This is a genomic window from Type-E symbiont of Plautia stali, assembly GCF_059731115.1.
Map to the genome: position 1 here is coordinate 411,566 of NZ_AP035907.1, position 21,804 is coordinate 433,369.

Consider the following 21,804-nt stretch of genomic DNA (forward strand, 5'->3'; position numbering starts at 1 on the left):
AGAACAGCGCTGCGACTTTGCTAACACACTGTTTAATTGTCATTTTTCCTTCATCTTCAGATTTCAATTTTTGGTGTTCAGAAAAGCTGCAAACGAAATGTTTCACGAGTTTAGTCATCTTGATGAAACTTTGTTGACGACTAAATAGCGGCACATAACGGTTGAACGTACATCTTCTACCAATCCTCAACATTTAAGAAAAAAGCCACCTTGCGCGTTACCCATTTAATGTTCAGTTAAGTTTTCATCCGTATTTTGTTCTACAAGCAATAAGACAGGTGTGCTTAAGTTTTTTGCTGTAGGTTAAAAAATTAACACTTAGTGCCATCTAATTTTTTCTGTGTAATCTAAGTTTAAACAGCAAGTTACTGAAAGTTGTTATGGATCTGAATCACTGCACACTGCAACTGGTCCTGTTGCAGGCAATTTTAGGTGTAAAACGTTAAGGTAAACTTATGACTTTTCTTCCATTCTCGCGCCCCGCTTTGGGCGAGGAAGAGTTAGCGGCAGTAAAAGAGGTTTTTGAATCAGGTTGGATCACCACCGGCCCGAAAAATGCGGCGTTGGAACAAGCCTTTTGCCAGTTAACCGGCAATCAACATGCGATTGCTGTCAGTTCCGCCACGGCAGGCATGCACGTCACCCTCCTCGCGTTAGACATCCAGCCGGGTGATGAGGTGATCACACCTTCACTGACGTGGGTATCCACCATCAACATCATTACGCTGCTGGGTGCAACGCCAGTGATGATTGATGTTGACCGCGATACGCTGATGGTCACGCCTGAGCAAATTGAAGCGGCCATCACGCCACAGACGCGTGCCATCATTCCGGTGCATTATGCCGGTGCTCCTGCGGACATTGACGCCATTCGCGCCATTGGTAAACGCCATGGCATCGCAGTGATCGAAGATGCGGCACACTCTGCAGGTTGTTATTACAAAGGTCAGCATGTCGGTAATAAGGGCACGGCTATTTTCTCTTTCCATGCCATTAAAAACATGACCTGCGCGGAAGGTGGCTTAATTGTTACCGATGACGCTGAGTTGGCCGATCGCATGCGCAGCCTGAAATTCCACGGCTTGGGTGTTGATGCTTATGACCGTCACACGCATGGCCGTAAACCGCAGGCTGAAGTGATTATGCCTGGGTTCAAATATAACTTGCCGGACATTAGCGCTGCGATTGCTCTGGTTCAGTTGAACAAACTGCCCGCCATCAATGCTCGCCGTGCAGAGATTGCCCAACGCTATTTAAAAGAACTGGCTGATACGCCATTCCTGCCATTGTCTCAACCCACCTGGGCGCATCAACACGCCTGGCATTTGTTCATCATTCGCGTTGATGAAGCACAGTGTGGACTCAGCCGCGATGCGTTGATGGAAACGCTGAAAGCACAAGACATCGGCACTGGTTTGCATTTCCGCGCGGCACATACCCACAAATATTATCGCGAACGCTACCCACAACTTTCCTTGCCAAACACGGAATGGAATAGCGACCGCATTTGCTCAATACCGCTGTTTCCAGATATGAGCGATGACGACGTTAGCCGCGTGATCAGCGCATTACGTCATATCGCTGGAGTTTGATTGACATGCTCGAAGAAAAAGATATTCGTAAAGTCTCCGTGGTGATCCCGGTTTACAACGAAGAGGAGAGCCTGCCAGAGTTGGTGCGTCGCACCGATGCGGCATGTGCTGTGCTGAATCTCGATTATGAGATTTTGCTGGTGGATGACGGCAGTAGCGACCGCTCAGGTGAGATGATCGCCGATGCTGCTGACATGCCCGGAAGCCATGTGGTCGGCGTATTGCTGAACCGCAACTATGGACAGCACTCGGCAATCATGGCGGGTTTTAGCCATGTATCAGGCGACCTGATTATCACACTGGATGCGGATTTGCAGAATCCACCCGAAGAGATCCCCAATCTGGTGCAAGCCGCTCAGCAGGGGTATGACGTGGTCGGTACTGTGCGTCAAAATCGTCAGGACAGTTGGTTTCGTCGCCGCGCTTCCCGCACCATCAACCAGCTGATTCAACGCGTCACCGGTAAAGCGATGGGTGACTATGGCTGCATGTTACGTGCTTATCGCCGTCACATTGTCGATGCCATGCTCAACTGTCACGAGCGCAGCACTTTTATTCCTATCCTGGCCAACACCTTTGCGCGCCGCACGATTGAGCTGCCTGTCGCCCACGCCGAGCGCGAATTTGGTGATTCGAAATACAGCTTTATGAAGCTGATCAATTTGATGTACGACCTGGTGACTTGCCTGACCACCACGCCACTGCGCCTGCTGAGTATTGTTGGCAGTCTGATTGCATTGGCCGGTTTCGCCTTCTCACTGGTACTGATCGTATTGCGTCTGTTCCTCGGTGCCGACTGGGCCGGAGACGGGGTGTTCATGCTGTTTGCGGTGCTGTTTATTTTTGTCGGCGCGCAATTTATCGGTATGGGCCTACTCGGCGAATACATCGGCCGAATTTACAACGACGTCCGCGCTCGTCCGCGCTACTTCATTCAACGTGTTATTAACTCGCAGAAAGATGTCTCCTCTGTACAGGAAATTGAGCAATGAAAACTATCGTCTTCGCCTATCACGATATGGGCTGTGCAGGTATTACTGCGCTGTTAAATGCGGGTTTCGAAATCAGCGCGATCTTCACTCATGCTGATTCTGCTAATGAGAACCACTTCTTTGGTTCTGTCGCCCGTTTGGCGGCAGAGCAGGGTATCGCGGTGTATGCGCCGGAAGATGCTAACCATCCGCTGTGGGTCGACCGCATTAAATCCATGGCACCGGATTACATTTTCTCCTTCTACTATCGCAATCTGCTCAATGACAGCATCCTCAGCAGCGCGCGCCTGGGCGCTTTCAACCTGCATGGTTCACTGCTGCCTAAATATCGTGGGCGCGCGCCACTTAACTGGGCGTTAGTGAATGGCGAGACTGAAACCGGCGTGACCCTGCATCGCATGGTAAAACGCGCGGATGCAGGCGATATCGTGGCACATCAGCGTGTCGCCATTGATGAACAAGAAAACGCCTTAACTCTGCATCGCAAACTGACAGCCTGTGCTACACAACTGCTGGAGCAGGCACTGCCAGCGATGAAACGTGGTGAAATTGCGGCAATTCCTCAGGATCACAGCCAGGCGACGGTGGTGGGACGTCGCACACCAGAAGACGGTCGCATTAAGTGGGAGCAGTCTGCACAGTCAATCAACAACCTGGTCCGTGCGGTCACCGATCCATGGCCGGGCGCATTTGCTTTCGCGGGAACCGTGAAGTTTGTCGTGTGGAAAGGGCGCGTACATGCTGATGCGCCAAAAGCGAAGCCAGGCACAGTGATTTCCGTTGAGCCTTTCCTGATTGCTTGCGGGGAGGGTGCACTGGAAGTGGTGACCGGACAAAGTGAAAATGGCGTCTATATGAACGGCAGCCAGTTGGCGCAGAGTCTGGGGATGGTGCCGGGCGCACTGTTGTACTCTCAGCCAGTTGCAGCCGTTAAACGTCGTACGCGTGTACTGATCCTGGGTGTAAACGGATTTATCGGTAACCACTTGACCGAACGTTTGCTGCAGGATGACAACTTTGAAGTTTACGGTCTGGATATCGGCTCTGATGCTATCAGCCGTTTCCTCGATCAGCCGCGCTTCCACTTTGTTGAAGGTGATATCAGCATTCACTCAGAGTGGATCGAATATCACATCAAAAAATGTGACGTGGTGTTGCCACTGGTGGCGATTGCTACGCCAATTGAATACACCCGCAACCCGCTGCGCGTGTTCGAACTCGATTTTGAAGAGAACCTCAAGATCATCCGCGATTGCGTCAAATACAAAAAGCGCATCATCTTCCCTTCCACGTCAGAAGTGTACGGCATGTGCACCGATAAACACTTCGATGAAGATCACTCCAACCTGGTGGTGGGGCCGATCAACAAACAGCGCTGGATCTATTCGGTTTCCAAACAGCTGCTGGACCGCGTGATTTGGGCCTATGGCGAAAAAGAAGGGCTGCGTTTCACGCTGTTCCGTCCTTTCAACTGGATGGGCCCGCGTCTTGATAACCTCAACGCTGCGCGTATTGGTAGCTCCCGTGCGATCACCCAATTGATCCTCAACCTGGTGGAAGGTTCGCCGATCAAGTTAATCGACGGTGGTGCACAGAAGCGCTGCTTCACTGACATTCGTGATGGTATTGAAGCTTTGTTCCGCATCATTGAGAACAAGAACAACAACTGCGACGGTCAGATCGTCAACGTCGGTAACCCGGAAAACGAGGCGAGCATCAAAGAGCTGGCGGAACGTCTGCTGGCAAGCTTCGAACGTCATCCGCTGCGCAACCAATTCCCGCCGTTCGCCGGTTTCCGCGAAGTAGAGAGCAGCAGCTACTACGGTAAAGGTTATCAGGACGTCGAGCATCGTAAGCCGTCAATCAAAAATGCGCGTCGCTTGCTGGACTGGACGCCGACCATTGAGATGGATACCACGATCGATAACACGCTGGATTTCTTCCTGCGCACCGTTGAGTTGCAGGATAAGCCATGAAGAAAATTGGTTTGCGCGTAGATGTTGATACCTGGCGTGGAACCAAACTCGGCGTTCCGGCGCTGCTAGAGCAGTTTAGCCTGCATCAGTTGCAGGCCAGTTTCTTCTTTAGCGTTGGGCCGGATAACATGGGGCGCCACTTGTGGCGCCTGATGAAACCGCGCTTCTTATGGAAAATGCTGCGCTCGCGCGCAGCTTCACTCTACGGGTGGGATATTTTGTTGGCTGGTACGGCCTGGCCAGGACGTGTGATTGGCCGCGGTCTGGAGGAGATCATCAGCGCCACAGCCGATCATCATGAAGTCGGTCTGCACGCCTGGGATCACTTTGCCTGGCAAACCTGGGCAGGCGTGTGGTCAGAAGAGAAGTTGCTGGAACAGATTTCGCGTGGGAAAGCCGCACTGGAAGCGATTATCGGTGACGCTGTCACTTGCTCTGCCGTGGCCGGATGGCGGGCGGATGGCCGCGTTGTCGCCGCTAAGCAGACCTTCGGTTTCAGCTACAACAGTGATTGTCGTGGTACTGGACCCTTCTTGCCGCGTCTGCGTGATGGCAGCTTAGGCACGGTGCAAATCCCCGTGACATTGCCTACCTGGGATGAAGTAGTCGGACAGTCGGTTAGCGCCGCTGACTATAACGATTTCATTCTTGAGCAGATGCTCGCAGCCGAAGGATCGCCGGTGTACACCATTCATGCTGAAGTTGAAGGCATTATCGGTTCTAAGGCGTTTGGCGAGTTATTAACCCGCGCGGAGCAACAAGGCATTCACTTCTGTCCTCTGAGCGAGTTGTTACCTGACGATCTCAGCACACTCCCGCAGGGCAATCTGGTACGTGGACATATACCCGGACGCGAAGGCTGGCTGGGCTGCCAGCGCTAAACGTTAACAGGAAACTTTATAGGAACCACGGATGCGTACAGGCACCAAAACGGCGCTGCTGCTGGCGCTTTTCGCGCTTTATTATCTTATCCCGATCGAATTCCGCGCTTTATGGCAGCCGGATGAAACCCGCTACGCTGAAATCAGCCGTGAAATGCTGGTCAATGGCAATTGGTTGGTACCGCACTTCTTTGATTTGCGTTATTTCGAAAAGCCCATAGCGGGTTATTGGGTCAACAATATCGGCCAGCTCTTGTTTGGCCATACCAACTTCGGTGTACGCGCCGGTTCGATTTTTTGCACCACGCTCAGTGCAGTGCTGATTTATTGGCTGGGTCATCAGATGTTTGCCAGCCGGAAAATCGCTCTGACCGGCAGCATCATTTTTCTCACTTCGCTTCTGGTGTATGGCATTGGCACTTACGCGGTGCTGGATCCTATTCTGCTGTTGTGGATGGTTGCCGCGATGTGCTGCTATTGGCTGGTGGCGCAAGCTTCTACTACGCAACAGCGTCTCTGCGGCTATGTGCTGCTGGGCGCAGCCTGCGCGATGGGCTTCATGACCAAGGGCTTCCTTGCGCTGGCGGTGCCGGTATTGGCGATAGTGCCCTGGGCGATTTGGCAAAAACGCTTCGGCGAGCTATTACGCTGGGGACCTTTGACGATCATCGTTGCCGCACTGCTCAGTGCGCCGTGGGCGCTGGCCATTTATCGCCAGGAAGGGGATTTCTGGCATTACTTCTTCTGGGTTGAGCATATTCAGCGCTTTGCAGAGAAAGATGCACAGCACAAAGCCCCCTTCTGGTATTACCTGCCGGTGTTGCTGGCGGGATGCCTGCCATGGCTGGCGCTGCTGCCGGGCTCACTGATGGGCGCATGGCGCCAGCGTCGTCAACATGCGGGAGCCGTTTACCTGTTAAGTTGGGTGATCTTGCCACTGCTGTTCTTTAGCATCGCTAAAGGCAAACTGCCGACCTACATTCTGCCGTGCTTTGCACCTTTAGCACTGTTGATGGCGCATTACGCCCACAGTGGTTCTGCACAGTTAGTGAGGGTGTTTAAAGTTAATGGCTGGATAAACCTGCTGTTTGGCGCCATAACCACCTTAGTCCTGTTGGTGGTGGTTGCGCCATGGGGATTGGCGCACAAGCCCGTTTATACCCATGATGAAATACTGCCGTTAATCTGTGGCGCACTGGCCTTTGCCGGCTGGGGCATTATGGGGTGGTTCAGTCTCAAACCGGGTGCCTGCCGTTGGCAACTGGCGGCGCTTTGTCCGTTAACGCTGGCGCTACTGATCGGCTTCGCGATACCGCAGAAGGTTCGTGATTCCAAACAGCCGCAGAGTTTTGTACAGGCTGTGCATCATCAACTGGCAGAAAGCCGTTATCTGCTGGCTGACAATCCTGGCATCGCGGCTGCGGTGGCGTGGGAAACTGAGCGCAGTGATATCACTTTCTATGATGCCAAAGGCGAACTGCAATACGGTCTTAGCTATCCCGATGCGAAAACGCGCTATGTTGATGGCGCAGCATTTGCTGACTGGCTGCGTGAACATCGTCGCCATGGCAAAGTGTCCGTAGTGATGATGCTCAACTCGGGCGAGAACGGGCCTGACCCTGCAATACCAACGCCGGATGACGTTTATCGTCAAGGTCGACTGGTCTATTACGGTTATAACGCGACACCATGAACCTGTTGCTTATTCTTCTGGTCAGTTTGTTGAGCTGCGCCGCCCAGCTTTGTCAAAAGCAGGCGGCGTATCTGGGGATGCGCCACGGCAAGAAGCAGCTCATCTTGTGGATTGCGCTGAGCCTCTTTTTGCTCGGCGTGGCGATGTTGCTGTGGCTACTGGTATTGCGTGTGGTGCCGGTCAGCGTGGCCTATCCGATGCTGAGTCTCAACTTCGTGTTGGTGGCCATCGCAGCTAAGTTGATCTGGCGTGAGACATACACCTTACAACAATGGTTCGGTACGCTGGCGATTGTTGCCGGGGTCGCGCTGATGGGGTGCCACCTATGAAAGGGGTGATCCTCGCGCTGTGTAGCGTGCTGCTGGTGTCGCTGGCGCAATTGGTCCTGCGTGCCGCGATGCTACATTTCCCGCCATTGACTGCAATCCTTAGCCCGCAATTCTGGCAGCATCTGCAGCCGCTGCTCCTGCTCAGTCTGGGACTTGGTGCGTACGCATTATCGATGCTGTGCTGGATGCTGGCGCTGCGTCATATGCAGCTTAACCGCCTCTATCCGTTGCTGAGCCTGAGTTATGTGCTGGTGTGGCTGGCAGCTATTTCGTTGCCAATGTTCGGTGAAGCCTTCCGCTGGAGCAGTTTTGCCGGTGTTATATTGATTGTGTTTGGATTGTTGTGCGTTTCACTGCCGCGCAAACCTTAGCCGCAGAACGTTAGATGTGACAGGCGAGCCCCATGGAACCAAAGCGGGGACCACATCTCGTAGACGAGCTGCATTGCGTGACGCTGTCACTTTATCAGGCGTAAATGCTTTTCACTGAGGTCAGTGAGCGAGGGTGCACCCAGCATGCCCAGATCGCGACTGACTTCATTAGTGATAAGGTCAATGGCCCACTCAACGCCCGATGTTCCGCCTACTGCACTTGCATAGTTAAAAGGCCTGCCAACAAAGCAGGCCTTTGCCCCCAGTGCCAGCGCTTTAATCACATCAGTGCCACGCCGGATGCCGCTGTCCATCATCACCGTCATATTTCCCGCTGCGGCGACAATCTCGGGCAAAACATAAATCGGCGGGATCACCGTATCCAACTGACGCCCACCGTGATTCGAGACCACAATGCCGTCGATGCCGATGGATTTACAACGTAATGCATCGTTACGACTGAGAATGCCTTTAATCACCATCGCGCCCGTCCAGCGCTGACGAATATGTTCGATATGCTGCCAGGTGAGATGGCTGCGCCCACTGAAGTCACGCACGGCATTTTTGGAAAACAGCGGTGCGCCACGCACTGCGTTGTTGTTCTCGAAATAAGGTATGCCCGAGGTCAGTAAGGTTTTCAACAGCGTGCCGTAAAGCCAGCGGGGATGAGTGACGCCTTGCCACGCCAGGGCCAGACTGGGGCGGAATGGCGTGGAAAATCCGGCGCGCACGTTGTTTTCCCGGTTAGCTTTGACCGGCGTATCCACCGTCACGACCAGTACGGATATGCGCGCACGCTTGACGCGATCCACCAACGCATCAATCTCTTCCAGCGTCTTTGGCAAATAGGCCTGGAACCACATTGCCGGATTAGCCGCAGCCACGTCCTCCAGTGGAATCAACGAGGAACCGCTCATAATAAAGGGCACGTTCTTGCTCGCCGCTGCCCGCGCTAAAGCAATATCGCCCTGAAAACCGGTGATGGCAGAGATGCCCATCGGCGCAATACCCACAGGCGCCGCATAGTGATGCCCAAACAGATCTACCTCAGTATTACGTTGCGACACATCGACCATGTTTTCCGGTATCAGGCCGTAATGAGCATAGGATTGCTGAGTGTGATGGAGCGCAATGTTGTCCTCAACACCACCGGACACATAAGCGAACAGCGGATGGGGCAGACGCTTTTGGGCATATTTCTCGAAATCATTTAACGAGAGGCAACGTTGGTACAGTTTGCGCATGGGCTAGCCATTCAGCTGTGAGGATAAAGAAGAGAAAAGTCATGCTATTGCAAGAAGGGGATCTGGCAAATGCTTTAAATGGCATTGCATATCTGAATAAAGCATATGGGCGCACCTTAGTGCGCCCATCGTTAATTAATGTTGTTCCCAGGTATGATATTCGCCATCACGTCGGCCTGGAGCCGTTTCAGGCAATCGCAGCAGGCCTACAACGGAAATCACCCCCAGTACCGCAACATACAGCGCCAGGCCATACCAGTGCCCATCGGTGGCCTGCAGGATTTTCACCGCGACTAAGCCAAGCACGCCACTGCCAATTAACGATCCCACCTGCCAAATCACTGCAATGCCGCTGCAGCGAATATGCGTCGGGAACTGTTCCGGGAACCAGGAAGCCTGTGGGGCGTAGCACATACTGTGGCCCAGCGTCAGCGCGACAATCATCGCAATTTGCGTTAGCCAGTAGCTGTTTTGGGACAGGGCATAAAAGAACGGCACGATGGAAATCAAAATCAGCAGTGCACCCATCATGTATACCGGTTTGCGACCGATCTTATCGGATAACGCCCCCATTAGCGGAATGGCAAACACCTCGAGAATCACCGCTACAATCATGCTGTTCATCAGTATGCCGGCGTCGAGATTGTTGGCTTTGCCCCACGCCAGGATAATCACCGTGAAGAGGGCAAAGGCGCAAGCTTCAATTAATTTAGCCGCCACACCATTGATGACTAATTTCGGATTACCGCGAATCACTTCTTTTAACGGACGCGATTCGGCGGCCTTGGTTGCGCGAATGGCGGCGAACACTGGCGATTCATCGATGCGTAAACGAATAAACAAACCCACGATGACCAGCACTGCACTCAGTAAGAAGGGTACGCGCCAGCCCCAATCCATCATTTGTTCCGCGCTCAGGGAGGCATTAAGAATCGCGAACAGTGCCAGCGGCAGCAGGAACCCAACCGGCGCACCGATTTGTACCCAGCTGGCAAAGAAACCACGACGTGACGCTTGCGAATATTCTGCGGTCATCAGGACCGCGCCAGCTTGTTCGCCGCCCACGCCAAAACCTTGCAACAGACGTATGGCGATCAACAACACCGGTGCCCAGATGCCGATCTTTTCATAGGTTGGCAGCAAGCCAATACAAAAAGTACCGAGACCCACGATCAGGATGGTGGCCACCAGCGCTTTTTTACGTCCCACTTTGTCACCAATATGGCCAAAAACAATGCCGCCAATCGGCCGGGCGAGGAAGCCTACCGCATAAGTCGCAAATGCGGCGAGGGTGCTGATCAAAGGGTCGTGGCTGGGGAAGAACAGGTGGCCAAAAAACAGCACTGCAGCCGTGCCATAGGCAAAGAAATCATAATATTCCGCCGCGGTACCAATCGCCGATGCGCTAGCGACACGACGAATGAGTGAGGTGTGATTTCCCTGTGCCGTTTGGGTCTGAGTAAAAGTGGAAGATGCCATAGTCAAAATCCTGCAGGTTTATAATTTTAGACTACCATACAAGGATGTTTGTTGGTTTGTTGCGCGAACGATCACAAATTTACGATGGCGCGAATTTACATCCTCGCTTTGATTCCTGCCTTCGAGAATCGACAGCATATCAATTTTGAGTCAATTATTTCCGACCCGCTACAGCGCTGCGCTTATTAATCTTCATAACATTAATATTCAAAATAGAATGGATCTGTTTCACTGGGAAATCGTTTTTTCTGTTATCTGCGAATATCCATAATAAGAATATATAAACCTCAATAAACTCAGTAATGAATGGACTTTAAATTTAGACTAATGCATTGATATAAATGAAGATGAATGCATTAAGTTACCCCGCGTTACCTGCTGATTTTCAAGGGTTAATTCTTAATTTGACTTAAACCTTCCTGTTCACCTTAACTCCAGCTAGACGTTTTCTTTACGAAATGGTGAGATAACTCGACATAATGCACTCTCCATTCTTGTTCTCACGTTTATTAAACCAATCGTCATGCGCGGTATTAGTTTTTGCCGCGCGGAAAATATTATTTTCTCTCTGGAGGAAAGGGTGTTATTTAAATTAAAACCGCTGGTTATCAGTTTGCTGGCTGCACAAGGCATTATGATTCCTGCGATGCAAACCAATGCCGCCGTGATTCAACCCTTTGACCCTGCGAAAAATGACAACAAAGTGGGGGTGTTTTGCGTGTGCAACGGCAGCACACAATCGCTAACGGGGTTGCCGCAATTTACGCCGGGTAAAAGTGGCGAATTGCAGGTCTCCATTGGCGAGTTACAGGATCAAGGCCGATTGGTGACAGATAACAACTTATTAGGTAAAGAGAGGTTGAGTCTGGGGGCGCAGGATTTCACGATCTCCGTGCCTAATGAGGATCACCGCTCTTACAGCAATTTTCAGACTTACAACACTGCCGCGTTAAGCAATCTCGCCCCGGTCGATAGCAGCACCCTGGTCACCGATTTCGAAGAGGTGAAGAATCAGCAGTACATTGATGCGCGTGTTACCTCAGTGAGTAATGGCACTATCAACGTGCAACCAGGCACTGAGGGAGCCAGCACGGTGGCAAATGGTTGGGAGATGGCGGCAAAGCAGAGCCGCTTATTCACTGCCAGCAACAAAGGCAACATGAACTGGGATTCGGATAACCGTGTCACATTCACCGCGACGCAGATTCCTGCCGTGTCGCGGTGGGGTCTGAATGTGGACAATCTGGTGGCGTATAACGGCGCATTCAGTGTGACCAGCCTCTATGGCGATACCACCGACTTTAACGTGACGTCGTTGACCGATCTGCAAAACTACAACGACTGGCTGATTGAGCAATTGCAGAATGGCCAAATCAGTTCCGCTGACTACAACAACGAATTTAATAAAGCAGTGACGCTCAGCAGCGGGCAGGTGGTGTGGGGAGTGAATACTCCGGATGACGATGAAGCCTTTCTGCCAATAGGCGAACGCGTGGTGCTCAGTGCTGACGGTGCGAATGCGCGTGCCACTATTGAGGCAGGAAAAACCCTTGAGGTGGCGAATGCCAATGGCGGGGCCATGCGTGCGGACAATGGCGCTACCGCAACCATAAACGGCAAGCTCGCCAGTACCGGCAGCGGAATCACCGATAATGATGCTCTGGTATTAACCAATGGCAGCAGCGGCATCAACAACGGTGTGATTAATAGCGGTTTCTTTAATAACGCCGATGGGAGTGGCATTGATAACAGCACGCTCGGCATTAACGGATTAGCGGTAAATGCCAGTGATAGTCACTTTATCAACAACGGCATTATCAACAGCGCGGGATCAGCCGTTGTGCTGGATAACAGCGAAGGGGTGAATAACGGCACCATCAATCTGGTCGGCGACAACGGCAGTGCAACAGCGGTGACGCTGAGCGGCGATGCGAGCACCTTTACTAACAACGGCACAATCTATCTTGGTCGTACGCCGCAAAATCATCCCGGTGATGCAACGTCTGACATTATGCTGGATAGCGCCACCGGTATCCTTCAGTTGGGTCGCAACAGCGTAGTCAACAACGGCCACATCATCATGGGTTCGGGCGTACAAAGCGGCGCGGCGATGAGCGTGTCTGGCGGCGCGGATGCCGTCACCCTGAATAATGGCGTCATTGATGTCAATGGTCGCGGCACTGGACTGGCGGTGATGGACTCTGGCAGCGGCGGTCAGGTGGGCAATGCCGGAGTGATTAACCTGAATGGCGATAACGGTACCGGCCTGTTGGTGACGGCGAATGACGGTGCTCTTTCGCACGCCTGGTCGAGTGGCCCAATCAATATTGCTGGCAATGCAAATGTCACGGAAGGAACACGTAACACCGCAGTATGGGTGAACGGTATCGATGGCGTCGCTTCGGCGGAGATCAGCGGACCGATCACCTTAAACGGAGTTGGCGCGATTGGGATACGCGCGGAAGGCAATGCCACGGTGAATGTGTCGCAGGCGGCTCTACCCACGGGTAATAGCGGTGCCGATCAAATCACCTTTCTCGCTATGGGGCCGAACGCAAAAATTTTACTGCCCGAGAATGGCCACTACGGCGTAACGGGAGATAACGCATCCATCTTTCGTGTGCAGGATGGCGCGAGCTTTGATGGCAGTGGCATGACGTTAATTTCAAACGGCAACCTTTCCACCGCCGTCCTGGGCAGTGGTGATAACACCACGGTCACCACTGGCAATGCCATCTTTAATCTCGGCGAAAATGGCATCGGGTTGCGTATTGAGGGTGCTGCGCAGGGCACAATTGACGCTGCTACCACCGTCAATATGAATGGCATACATAGCATCGTGGCACAGGTACAAGGCAATCGTACCGACCTCAATGGCAATATTACCAACTCCACAACGCTGCCTTACACCAACACGCTGCTGACTAACAATGCCAATATCTATGGCTCGCAGGATCGGCAGATTGGTTTTATTGCCAGTAGCTCTGGGCAGCTGATCAATAACGGTGATATCGCGCTGGAAGGCAGCAACACGGTGGGGATTGGCTCGCTCGGCGGGAATGCCACCAACAATGGCACTGTGTCGATCACGAATGGCAGTAGCGGGCTTTACACCGAGGGTTATACCTATTCGGTTGGCGCTCGTGCGACCAACAACGGCACGATCAATGTCTCCGCCGGCAATGCCAGCGCGACACAGCCTTCCGTGGGCGGCGTGGCTTTTGGGGACGCAGCTTATTTCTACCAAAATGGCACCATCAATCTGCACGGTGAACACGCGGTAGGCGCGCAGGCGGGCAATGGCGGTACGGTAGTGATTGGTGAAGGCAGTCAAATTGCATTCCATGCTGCCAATCAAATCGGTTATCAGGCGCTTGAAGGCTTTAGCAGCATCAGCAACAGCTCCAATCTGACGACGGATGCGGAGAACATCTCGTTACTGAGTGCAGGTGACGGCGGCTATATCAATAACCAGGGTACCGTCACCGTCAATGGCAACAACAGCCGCGCGGTTGCACTGACGGATGGCGGCCTTCTGGTCAACAGTGGTTCGATTTCCGCTTATAAAGGTGTGGCTTTGGATGCCTCATCAGGAGCGTCAACTTATTGGCAAAACAGTGGACAGATCTATTCCGAAGGGACCGCTGCCATTCGTGTTGGCAATGGCGGTTCGCTTGACATTATTGGTGATGGGCAAGGCGAACAGTACAACAGTTATAGCAGCAATATCTGGTCCAGCGGTGACGCAGACACGGTGTTGATTGATAACGGTGCCGCAGGATTTATCGCCGATCATGTGGAATTGAGTGGTGCCCGCAATCTTATTAATAACCGCGCTGAAACCAGCAATATTGCACTGAATTATGTGCGACTGGACGTCAATGGCGGTAATGGCATTCGCTCGGCAACGTCGTTCGGCTATGACGACCATGTTTATATCAACGTCAGCAGCAACAGCCTGACCAACGCGCCCGGCATCGGCTATCTGTTTGCTAATGAAGATGGTTCTGTCACCCACAACGATTTGACCCTCGGTCCCAATTACACCATTTTCCTTTCGGGTGCCAATACTACCGGCGTACGCGCTAATACGACCGGCAGAGTGATCAACGAAGGCTTTATCGGTGTGTATGACTTTAGTAGCGGATCGGCGATTGTCACTGACACCGCCAGTGAGGTGATTAACCGGGGCAGTATCGTCTCAAACAGTAAAGTCTCACCGGTGATTGATCTGCGCGGAGGGCAAACACTGTTTATCAACCAGGGGCAAATCAGCGCCACCTTCCCGGATATTGAGGTGGTGGCGGGCGGCGCGACCAACGACCGCATTGCACTGATGTCAGGCAGCGTGGTGGGGGATGTGAATACGGGGGCCGGTAACGACATCGTGCAGGTGTCCGGCGGCACGCTTAATGGCAGCGTGACAATGGGGAGCGGCACTAACCAGGCGCTGGTGGAGAAGGTTGATCTGGCCAATACCCGGCACATCACCACGCAGAATGGCGCAGGCAGCACGCTCTATTTTAATGACATTAATGCGCGCGGCGGGTCATTTAGCGCCGATGACCTGAGCAAAGGCACCAACCTTGGCGGTGGCTGGAGCACTATTAACTTCAATAACACCCAATGGACGTTGACCGATAACCTGAAACTGGCGCACAGCACCATTAATATCGGTGAAGGTTCAACGTTGTATGCGGGCAACGGCGTCAATCCACTGCTGAGTGGCGCCACCGACGGTTCGCTGGTAGTGAATAATGCCGGTACGCTGGATCTGACTAATGGCAATGGTGTTCCCGGCAACACGCTAACCATCGATGGCGATCTCAATTCAGCTGGCGGACGCGTGAAGCTCAATACGCAAATTAATACAGGCGTTAGTGACAGTGTGCGTGTGAATGGCAATACCAGCGGCACCACTCTGCTGAATGTTAACCCGACGGGGAACCGTCTGGCGGTGATGACGCCTGAACAGGGCATTGCACTGGCGCAGGTAAACGGCAATGCCAGTGCTAACAGCTTCGCGCTGGCAAAGGGCTATGTCGCCGCGGGTCCTTATCAATATGGTCTTTACAGCGGTTCTAACGGAACCGGTCAGGATTTTCGTCTCGCGAGTAACTTTGTCAGCGATGCAGCAGGTAATGCGGTGCGCCCACAACTTACGCCTCAGATGCCATCTTATATTTCTGCGCCGGTCGGGCTGGCCTACTACAACATGGCGGTGATGGACGATCTTCATAAGCGACTGGGAGAGCTACGTCAGGATTCGGGCAGCAGCGCGGGCAACGGTGGTGAGATGTTTATCCGTTATCTGGGCTCCAATCTCACCTACAAGACGGATCGCAGCCTGAGTCAAAACGGCTACGATTTCGATCTTGATTACAGCGCAGTGCAACTGGGCGGCAATCTGATTCATCTTCAAGGCGCCAGCGACAGTTTGCGAGCCGGGGTGGCCTATACGCGCGGTAATGCCCGTATTCGTCCTGATGCAGCGGACGGTTACAGCTCGACCACTTTCGATAGCGATACCTTGTCGCTGTACGGCACCTGGCTGCGTGACAGTGGCTTCTATGTTGATGGGGCACTGTCATTCGACTGGCATCGTGGCGATACCGATATTGCGCGGCAAAAAGAGGTGGGCAAACTGAAAGGCAATGGTTGGGGCGCCTCACTGGAAACCGGCTATCCGTGGCAGTTGGGCAATGGCGTACGTCTCGAACCGCAGGCGCAGTTAATGTACTTGCAACTTAACATGGATGCTCTGGTGGATCGAGATAACACACGCGTCAGTTGGGGCAATTACGATCAAACCATTGGCCGCGTGGGCGCGCGTTTGGATCGCACCTGGCAAGATACAACCGGCCAGCAATATACGCCTTATCTGCACACCAGCTATACGCGTGGTTGGGGAGGGGCGGCCACTACGCGAGCGAGCATTAACGGCGGCGCGGACAGTGTCAGTTTCGACAGCGGGAAGTTCGGACAGATGTGGGATGTGGGCATCGGTGGTACGGCCGCGCTAAAAGGGAATCTCTCATTGTATGCCGAGGCCGACTATCGTCAGGAAATTGACGGTAACGGTACGAAAGGCTGGCGCTATAACGGCGGGGTTCGCTGGCAATTCTGATCGCGTTTACCTTACGCCAATACCCATTGGCGTAAGGTTTTTCTTATTTCCTCTCTCGAATGTTTAAATACATATACGCCGCTATTAATCAATATCGCCCACCTCAATTTAGGGTTATTCGAACCCATCTTCGCCTCTCACTCTTTAAATTAACGCTCCCTTTTGATGTTTAACCATCAAAATAAATCAGCCAGAATGCTTGATATCACATTTCGGAAAATGAATTTCAAATAAAAATTAACATGAAATAAAAATACCGATAGCGTCATTTTCTGTTTTGTTCTGCTGTATTTCCAAATGCGTTTTTACCAGGAGAGGTTATGGAAAAAGAACTGTATATCTCGACCAATACCGCGTCAGGCCCGAATAGCGTGACGCGAACTGAGCCTTTTGTGAAGATTATTGCGCTGGTGGCAACGCTCGGCGGATTATTATTTGGCTACGATACTGGGGTGGTATCGGGTGCGCTGTTATTTATGCGCAGTGACCTGCAATTAACGCCCTTCACCACGGGCCTGGTGACCAGCTCGTTACTGTTTGGAGCCGCATTCGGCGCTTTACTGGCCGGACATTTCGCCGATGCCATGGGCCGGCGCAAAATCATCATCACTCTGGCGTTTATTTTTGCCCTTGGCGCAGTCGGTTCAGCCTTTGCGCCGGATGTTGTGTCGATGATTATGTCACGACTTTTCCTCGGCATTGCCGTGGGCGGTGCTGCGGCGACTGTGCCGGTGTATATCGCTGAAATCGCGCCAGCCAATAAACGCGGCCAACTGGTGACCTTACAGGAGTTGATGATTGTATCGGGTCAACTGCTGGCGTATGTCTCGAATGCAACCTTCAATGAAATCTGGGGGGGTGAACATACCTGGCGCTGGATGCTGGCACTCTCGACTGTTCCCGCCGTGCTGTTGTGGCTGGGCATGATTTTTATGCCAGAAAGTCCGCGCTGGCTTGTCATGCGCGGCAATGCCCGCGAAGCCAGGCGAGTATTGGAGAAGACCCGCGCAGCAGAGGATGTTGAGTGGGAGTTGGAAGAGATTGAAGAGACCATTGAAGAAAATCGTCAGAAAGGCAAAGGTCGATTGCGCGATCTGCGCACACCCTGGCTACGTAAGGTGTTTCTGTTGGGTATTGGTATCGCTGCCATCCAGCAGTTGACCGGCGTGAACACCATTATGTACTACGCCCCGACCATGCTGACAGCAACGGGGCTGAGCAATGATGCCGCGCTGTTTGCCACCATTGCCAACGGCGTCATTTCCGTGTTGATGACCCTGGTCGGGATTTGGATGATAGGCAAAATCGGTCGTCGACCGCTGGTGCTGGTGGGACAGATGGGCTGTACGGCATGCCTGTTCTTTATTGCCGCCGTGTGCTTCTTCATGCCGGAATATCTGGCAGGCGGAGAGGTCAATCTGCTGCGTGCCTATCTGGTATTGACTGGCATGCTGATGTTCCTGTGTTTCCAGCAAGGCGCACTTTCCCCGGTGACCTGGCTGCTGCTTTCGGAGATCTTCCCGGCGCGCATGCGTGGGATCTGCATGGGCGGCGCGGTGTTCGCACTGTGGATGGCCAACTTTGCTATTTCAATGGCATTTCCGATATTGCTGGCTGCTTTTGGTCTTGCAGGCGCATTCCTCACCTTCGCGATCATCGGTATTGGTGGCTCGATGTTTGTGCTGCGCACCATTCCGGAAACGCGAGGGCGTAGTCTGGAACAGGTCGAGCATTACTTCTTCGCGCTGTATGACGGCAAGCCTTAGGATGGATTCGCGAGCTTGATGTAAATCACTCAACGATGACGCAGTATAAATCCAGAAGATAAATTACTATCAAAACACGCAAAACACTGCAGCAAAACAGAATAACCAAAACACAATGCGCTGATAATCATTTCAGGAAATAACATGAGCCAGAAAATAAGCTGTGACCGTTTTTGTATTAATCGAAAAATTGCGCCGAACTTAACTGTTAATCAGTTTTTCACCTTGGTGAAAGATTTAGGGATAAATAAGGTCGAGATTCGTAATGATATGAAGGGCGGAAGTGTGACGGATGGTTTAGGGGGCGAGAAAATTCGTGAATTGGCAAATCAACATGCGCTGACCATCGAAACAATCAATGCGGTGTATCCCTTTAACCAGTTATCCGCTGAGATATTGGAAAAAACACGGGGTTTATTAAAAGACGCACGTGAAACCGGGGCGAAAGCGCTGGTGCTGTGCCCACTCAATGACGGAACGGTGGTCTCAAGTGAACAAACGGTTGCCGCTTTAAAAACGCTCGCGCCGCTGTTCGCCGAATACGGCATTGAAGGGCTGGTGGAGCCGTTGGGCTTTCCGCAGAGCTCGCTGCGTTCTGCGGCGCTGGCACAACAGCTGATTAAACAGGCGGGTGTGCCATTTAAGATCGTGCTCGATACCTTCCATCATCATTTGTATGAAGGGGCAGAGCAGGACTTCGCCGAAGGCGTTGACGTTAACCACATTGGGTTGGTGCACCTGTCTGGCGTAACGGACACACGTCCAGTTGCAGAATTGACTGATGAAGAACGCATCATGCTCAGCGCTGATGACATGTTGCAATCGAAACGACAAGTCCAGCGCCTGGAGGAGAGAGGTTACACCGGTACTTACGCGTTTGAACCCTTCTCGTCAGTGATGGAAGCGTGGAGCGAAGCGGATATCGCGCGTGAGATTCGTACCAGCATTGACTATCTGAACCATTAATTTTACTCGTACAGAAGAACGAAGGAACAAACCATGACGCTGAATATTGGTGTAATTGGCACTGGCGCAATCGGGCGCGAACACATTCGTCGTTGCAGTCAGGTGCTGCAACACGCTCGCGTGGTTGCACTGAATGACATCAACCGTGCTAACTGCGAGCAGATCCTGACCGATTTCGCGCTCAAAGCCGAGATCTATGACAATGCACATGACCTGATTAATGCTCCCGATGTACAGGCGGTTCTGGTGACATCATGGGGCCCGACACATGAAGAATTTGTGCTGGCAGCGATTAAAGCCGGGAAAGCGGTATTTTGTGAAAAGCCGCTGGCGGTGACGGCGCAGGGTTGTATGAACATTGTGGAGGCGGAGATCGCGAGTGGTAAAAAGCGCGTGCAGGTTGGCTTCATGCGCCCGTACGATAGCGGCTATCGTGCATTGAAAAGCGTTATTGATAGCGGAGACATTGGCGAACCCTTGATGCTGCACTGCGCACACCGTAACCCGGAAGTCGGCGATGCCTACACCACGGACATGGCGATTACCGATACGCTGATCCATGAACTGGATGTTCTGCGCTGGTTGCTGAAAGACGATTACGTCAGTGCTCAGGTGATTTATCCGCGTAAAACCCGTAAAGCCTCATCGCATCTGAAAGACCCACAGATAGTGCTGCTGGAAACGGCGAAAGGTGTGCGTATTGACGTCGAAATTTTCGTCAACTGTGCCTATGGCTATGATATCCAGTGTGAAGTGGTGGGTGAGACCGGGATTGCGAGCTTACCTGAGCCGATGTCCGTTCAGACGCGAAGCGCGGCTAAACTCTCCACGGGAATTCTGACCGACTGGAAAAAGCGCTTTATCGATGCCTATGATGTGGAATTGCAGGATTTCATTAATAATGTGTTGTCTGACAACATGACGGGCCCATCGGCCTGGGATGGCTATGCTGCGGCGGTTGCTGCCGATGCTTGTGTTGCCGCGCAGAACAACGGTGAGATTGTGCCGATTACCATGCCACCACGCCCTGCGTTTTATCAATGATGGATACACGGGTGCACCAGATGCGCCCGTGTCAGTAGCCAGCGTCAGAAAGTGTGCTTGATTTATCGTTGGAGATTCACCGCTAAGTGCTGTATAAATATTCAGTTCATTTAAAGCGAGATGGCTTGTTTTGCCTTCTAAAAGGGCTACTTTTTCAGACTTGAATTGAATGTTGCCCACATTTAAATGTCGAAATTTCAGGAAAGGTTGAGTTTTTACTTTGAGGAGGCATCATGTTGAAACGGTTGATGCCCGTTGACGGTTTAAACTTCGTGAAGTCAGGAGATCATATGCCAAAATTTCTGGAGCGTTTTCTCAGCATGCCGGGGCGATTGATGCAATCAATCAACCAGCAGGATATTGAGCAGTCAAATGACAGTAAAATTATCACTGATGCGAACGGTAATGCCTGGTTAAATATGAGTAATCCTCAGGTCCGCGATTCCATGCAGGCTCGCATGAAGGAATTGGCCGCGAAACGTTAAGGATTAACGATGGGTCCGTTGGTGATTATGGTGGTATTGGTCTGTGGCTTTTGGTTTACAGAAAATCATTATCAATCACGCATACGCCAGGCCAGAACTAATGGCTGGACATCGTACTTTTATGTTGCCATGCATGGTTGCAAGTTTGTCATTCAGGGATTTTGCCTGGTTCTGTTCATCTACCTGTTTTTACTCATTGTTAGTCTCATTATTTCAATCCCCCATCTGTTTGTGTCCACCTATGGCATCCAAGACTTCTATTCGTGGTTAACGAACAAAACGGCTCTCTCATATCCACTGTTTTTCATTCTCTCTTTGTGTGCAGGGTGTTTTATCGCCTGGAGGGCAGGTGATGCCGCACAAAAATCATTGCGTGACGAACGCGTCCGTCAGGCCGCCTATCGTGAAATGGCAGCCCTGGATGCGATTGAATCCCTGCTGGTTCAGGCTATTGATGAGGACATGTTGATTTTCGTTACGCTTAAATCACGCAAGGTCTACATTGGTTATGTCGCCGCACCTCGTATAGAGCACAGTCTCACCCAGCACCTGTCTATCATCCCTTGTATCAGTGGCTACCGGGATAAGGACACGTTGTATTATCACGAACAACATCGTTATTACGAACTCTATCTGAAGAAGGGGATTACGGCGGACTCAAAGGGATTGAACCTGCAACATTTCCGACATGTGATACCAATGAATGAAGTAGAGGCCATTTCGTTATTTGATACCAGCACTTACCAATGTTTCGATGAATTCATCAACAACAAGTCTGAACACCTCTCTGACGAATGACGCTGTCACCCTAAGCTGACACTCACCGCACCACGACCTGCTGCCGTAGCCTCTCCCTCAC

The 21,804-nt window shown here is 52.1% G+C and carries 15 protein-coding genes; 13 read left to right on the forward strand and 2 right to left on the reverse strand.

The features are described 5' to 3' along the window. Positions 1-455: 455 nt before the first annotated feature. From arnB to arnF, 7 genes are read left to right on the forward strand one after another with little or no spacing between them, the layout of a single operon-like run. A complete protein-coding gene (gene arnB / locus AC6I8L_RS21845; RefSeq protein ID WP_058961036.1) occupies positions 456-1,592 on the forward strand; it encodes a UDP-4-amino-4-deoxy-L-arabinose aminotransferase in 1,137 nt (378 codons plus the stop codon). A gap of 5 nt (positions 1,593-1,597) precedes the next feature. After that, on the forward strand, positions 1,598-2,584 hold the full coding sequence (arnC, locus tag AC6I8L_RS21850; RefSeq protein ID WP_034829843.1) for an undecaprenyl-phosphate 4-deoxy-4-formamido-L-arabinose transferase: 987 nt from the start codon (positions 1,598-1,600) through the stop codon (positions 2,582-2,584). Then, complete coding sequence (arnA, locus tag AC6I8L_RS21855; protein ID WP_058961035.1) at positions 2,581-4,560, forward strand: bifunctional UDP-4-amino-4-deoxy-L-arabinose formyltransferase/UDP-glucuronic acid oxidase ArnA; 1,980 nt, start codon at positions 2,581-2,583, stop codon at positions 4,558-4,560. Before arnC ends, arnA begins: the two co-directional genes overlap by 4 nt. Next, positions 4,557-5,441, forward strand: coding sequence for a 4-deoxy-4-formamido-L-arabinose-phosphoundecaprenol deformylase (arnD, locus tag AC6I8L_RS21860; protein WP_058961034.1), 885 nt, complete (start codon positions 4,557-4,559; stop codon positions 5,439-5,441). The genes arnA and arnD overlap by 4 nt, the downstream gene beginning before the upstream one ends. A gap of 31 nt (positions 5,442-5,472) precedes the next feature. Continuing rightward, positions 5,473-7,134, forward strand: a complete 1,662-nt coding sequence (gene arnT, locus AC6I8L_RS21865; RefSeq protein WP_058961033.1) for a lipid IV(A) 4-amino-4-deoxy-L-arabinosyltransferase — start codon at positions 5,473-5,475, stop codon at positions 7,132-7,134. Then, on the forward strand, positions 7,131-7,463 hold the full coding sequence (gene arnE, locus AC6I8L_RS21870) for a 4-amino-4-deoxy-L-arabinose-phosphoundecaprenol flippase subunit ArnE (RefSeq protein ID WP_058961032.1): 333 nt from the start codon (positions 7,131-7,133) through the stop codon (positions 7,461-7,463). Before arnT ends, arnE begins: the two co-directional genes overlap by 4 nt. Next, entirely contained in the window at positions 7,460-7,834 is a 375-nt protein-coding gene (arnF, locus tag AC6I8L_RS21875; protein ID WP_058961031.1) for a 4-amino-4-deoxy-L-arabinose-phosphoundecaprenol flippase subunit ArnF, read from the forward strand. Before arnE ends, arnF begins: the two co-directional genes overlap by 4 nt. 86 nt (positions 7,835-7,920) lie before the next feature. Here the strand turns inward: arnF and AC6I8L_RS21880 are convergent, their stop codons facing one another. Both AC6I8L_RS21880 and AC6I8L_RS21885 read right to left on the reverse strand, forming a co-directional pair. Next, positions 7,921-9,078, reverse strand: coding sequence for an alpha-hydroxy acid oxidase (locus AC6I8L_RS21880; RefSeq protein WP_058961030.1), 1,158 nt, complete (start codon positions 9,076-9,078; stop codon positions 7,921-7,923). A 135-nt stretch (positions 9,079-9,213) separates the two neighbouring features. Next, on the reverse strand, positions 9,214-10,557 hold the full coding sequence (locus tag AC6I8L_RS21885) for an MFS transporter (RefSeq protein WP_479400092.1): 1,344 nt from the start codon (positions 10,555-10,557) through the stop codon (positions 9,214-9,216). A 580-nt stretch (positions 10,558-11,137) separates the two neighbouring features. Here AC6I8L_RS21885 and AC6I8L_RS21890 point away from each other — a divergent pair. The 6 genes from AC6I8L_RS21890 (at position 11,138) to AC6I8L_RS21915 (ending at position 21,743) form a co-directional block, all read left to right on the forward strand. Next, positions 11,138-16,684, forward strand: a complete 5,547-nt coding sequence (locus tag AC6I8L_RS21890) for an autotransporter outer membrane beta-barrel domain-containing protein (RefSeq protein WP_064511354.1) — start codon at positions 11,138-11,140, stop codon at positions 16,682-16,684. 320 nt (positions 16,685-17,004) lie between these two features. Continuing rightward, on the forward strand, positions 17,005-18,450 hold the full coding sequence (locus AC6I8L_RS21895; RefSeq protein WP_058961028.1) for a sugar porter family MFS transporter: 1,446 nt from the start codon (positions 17,005-17,007) through the stop codon (positions 18,448-18,450). Between the two features lie 144 nt (positions 18,451-18,594). Further along, complete coding sequence (locus tag AC6I8L_RS21900; RefSeq protein WP_058961027.1) at positions 18,595-19,416, forward strand: TIM barrel protein; 822 nt, start codon at positions 18,595-18,597, stop codon at positions 19,414-19,416. Positions 19,417-19,449: 33 nt separating this feature from the next. Next, positions 19,450-20,460, forward strand: coding sequence for a bifunctional inositol 2-dehydrogenase/D-chiro-inositol 1-dehydrogenase (gene iolG / locus AC6I8L_RS21905; RefSeq protein WP_058961026.1), 1,011 nt, complete (start codon positions 19,450-19,452; stop codon positions 20,458-20,460). A gap of 233 nt (positions 20,461-20,693) precedes the next feature. Continuing rightward, on the forward strand, positions 20,694-20,945 hold the full coding sequence (locus tag AC6I8L_RS21910) for a hypothetical protein (RefSeq protein ID WP_236699759.1): 252 nt from the start codon (positions 20,694-20,696) through the stop codon (positions 20,943-20,945). 9 nt (positions 20,946-20,954) lie between these two features. Continuing rightward, on the forward strand, positions 20,955-21,743 hold the full coding sequence (locus AC6I8L_RS21915; RefSeq protein ID WP_058961025.1) for a hypothetical protein: 789 nt from the start codon (positions 20,955-20,957) through the stop codon (positions 21,741-21,743). Positions 21,744-21,804: the final 61 nt, after the last annotated feature.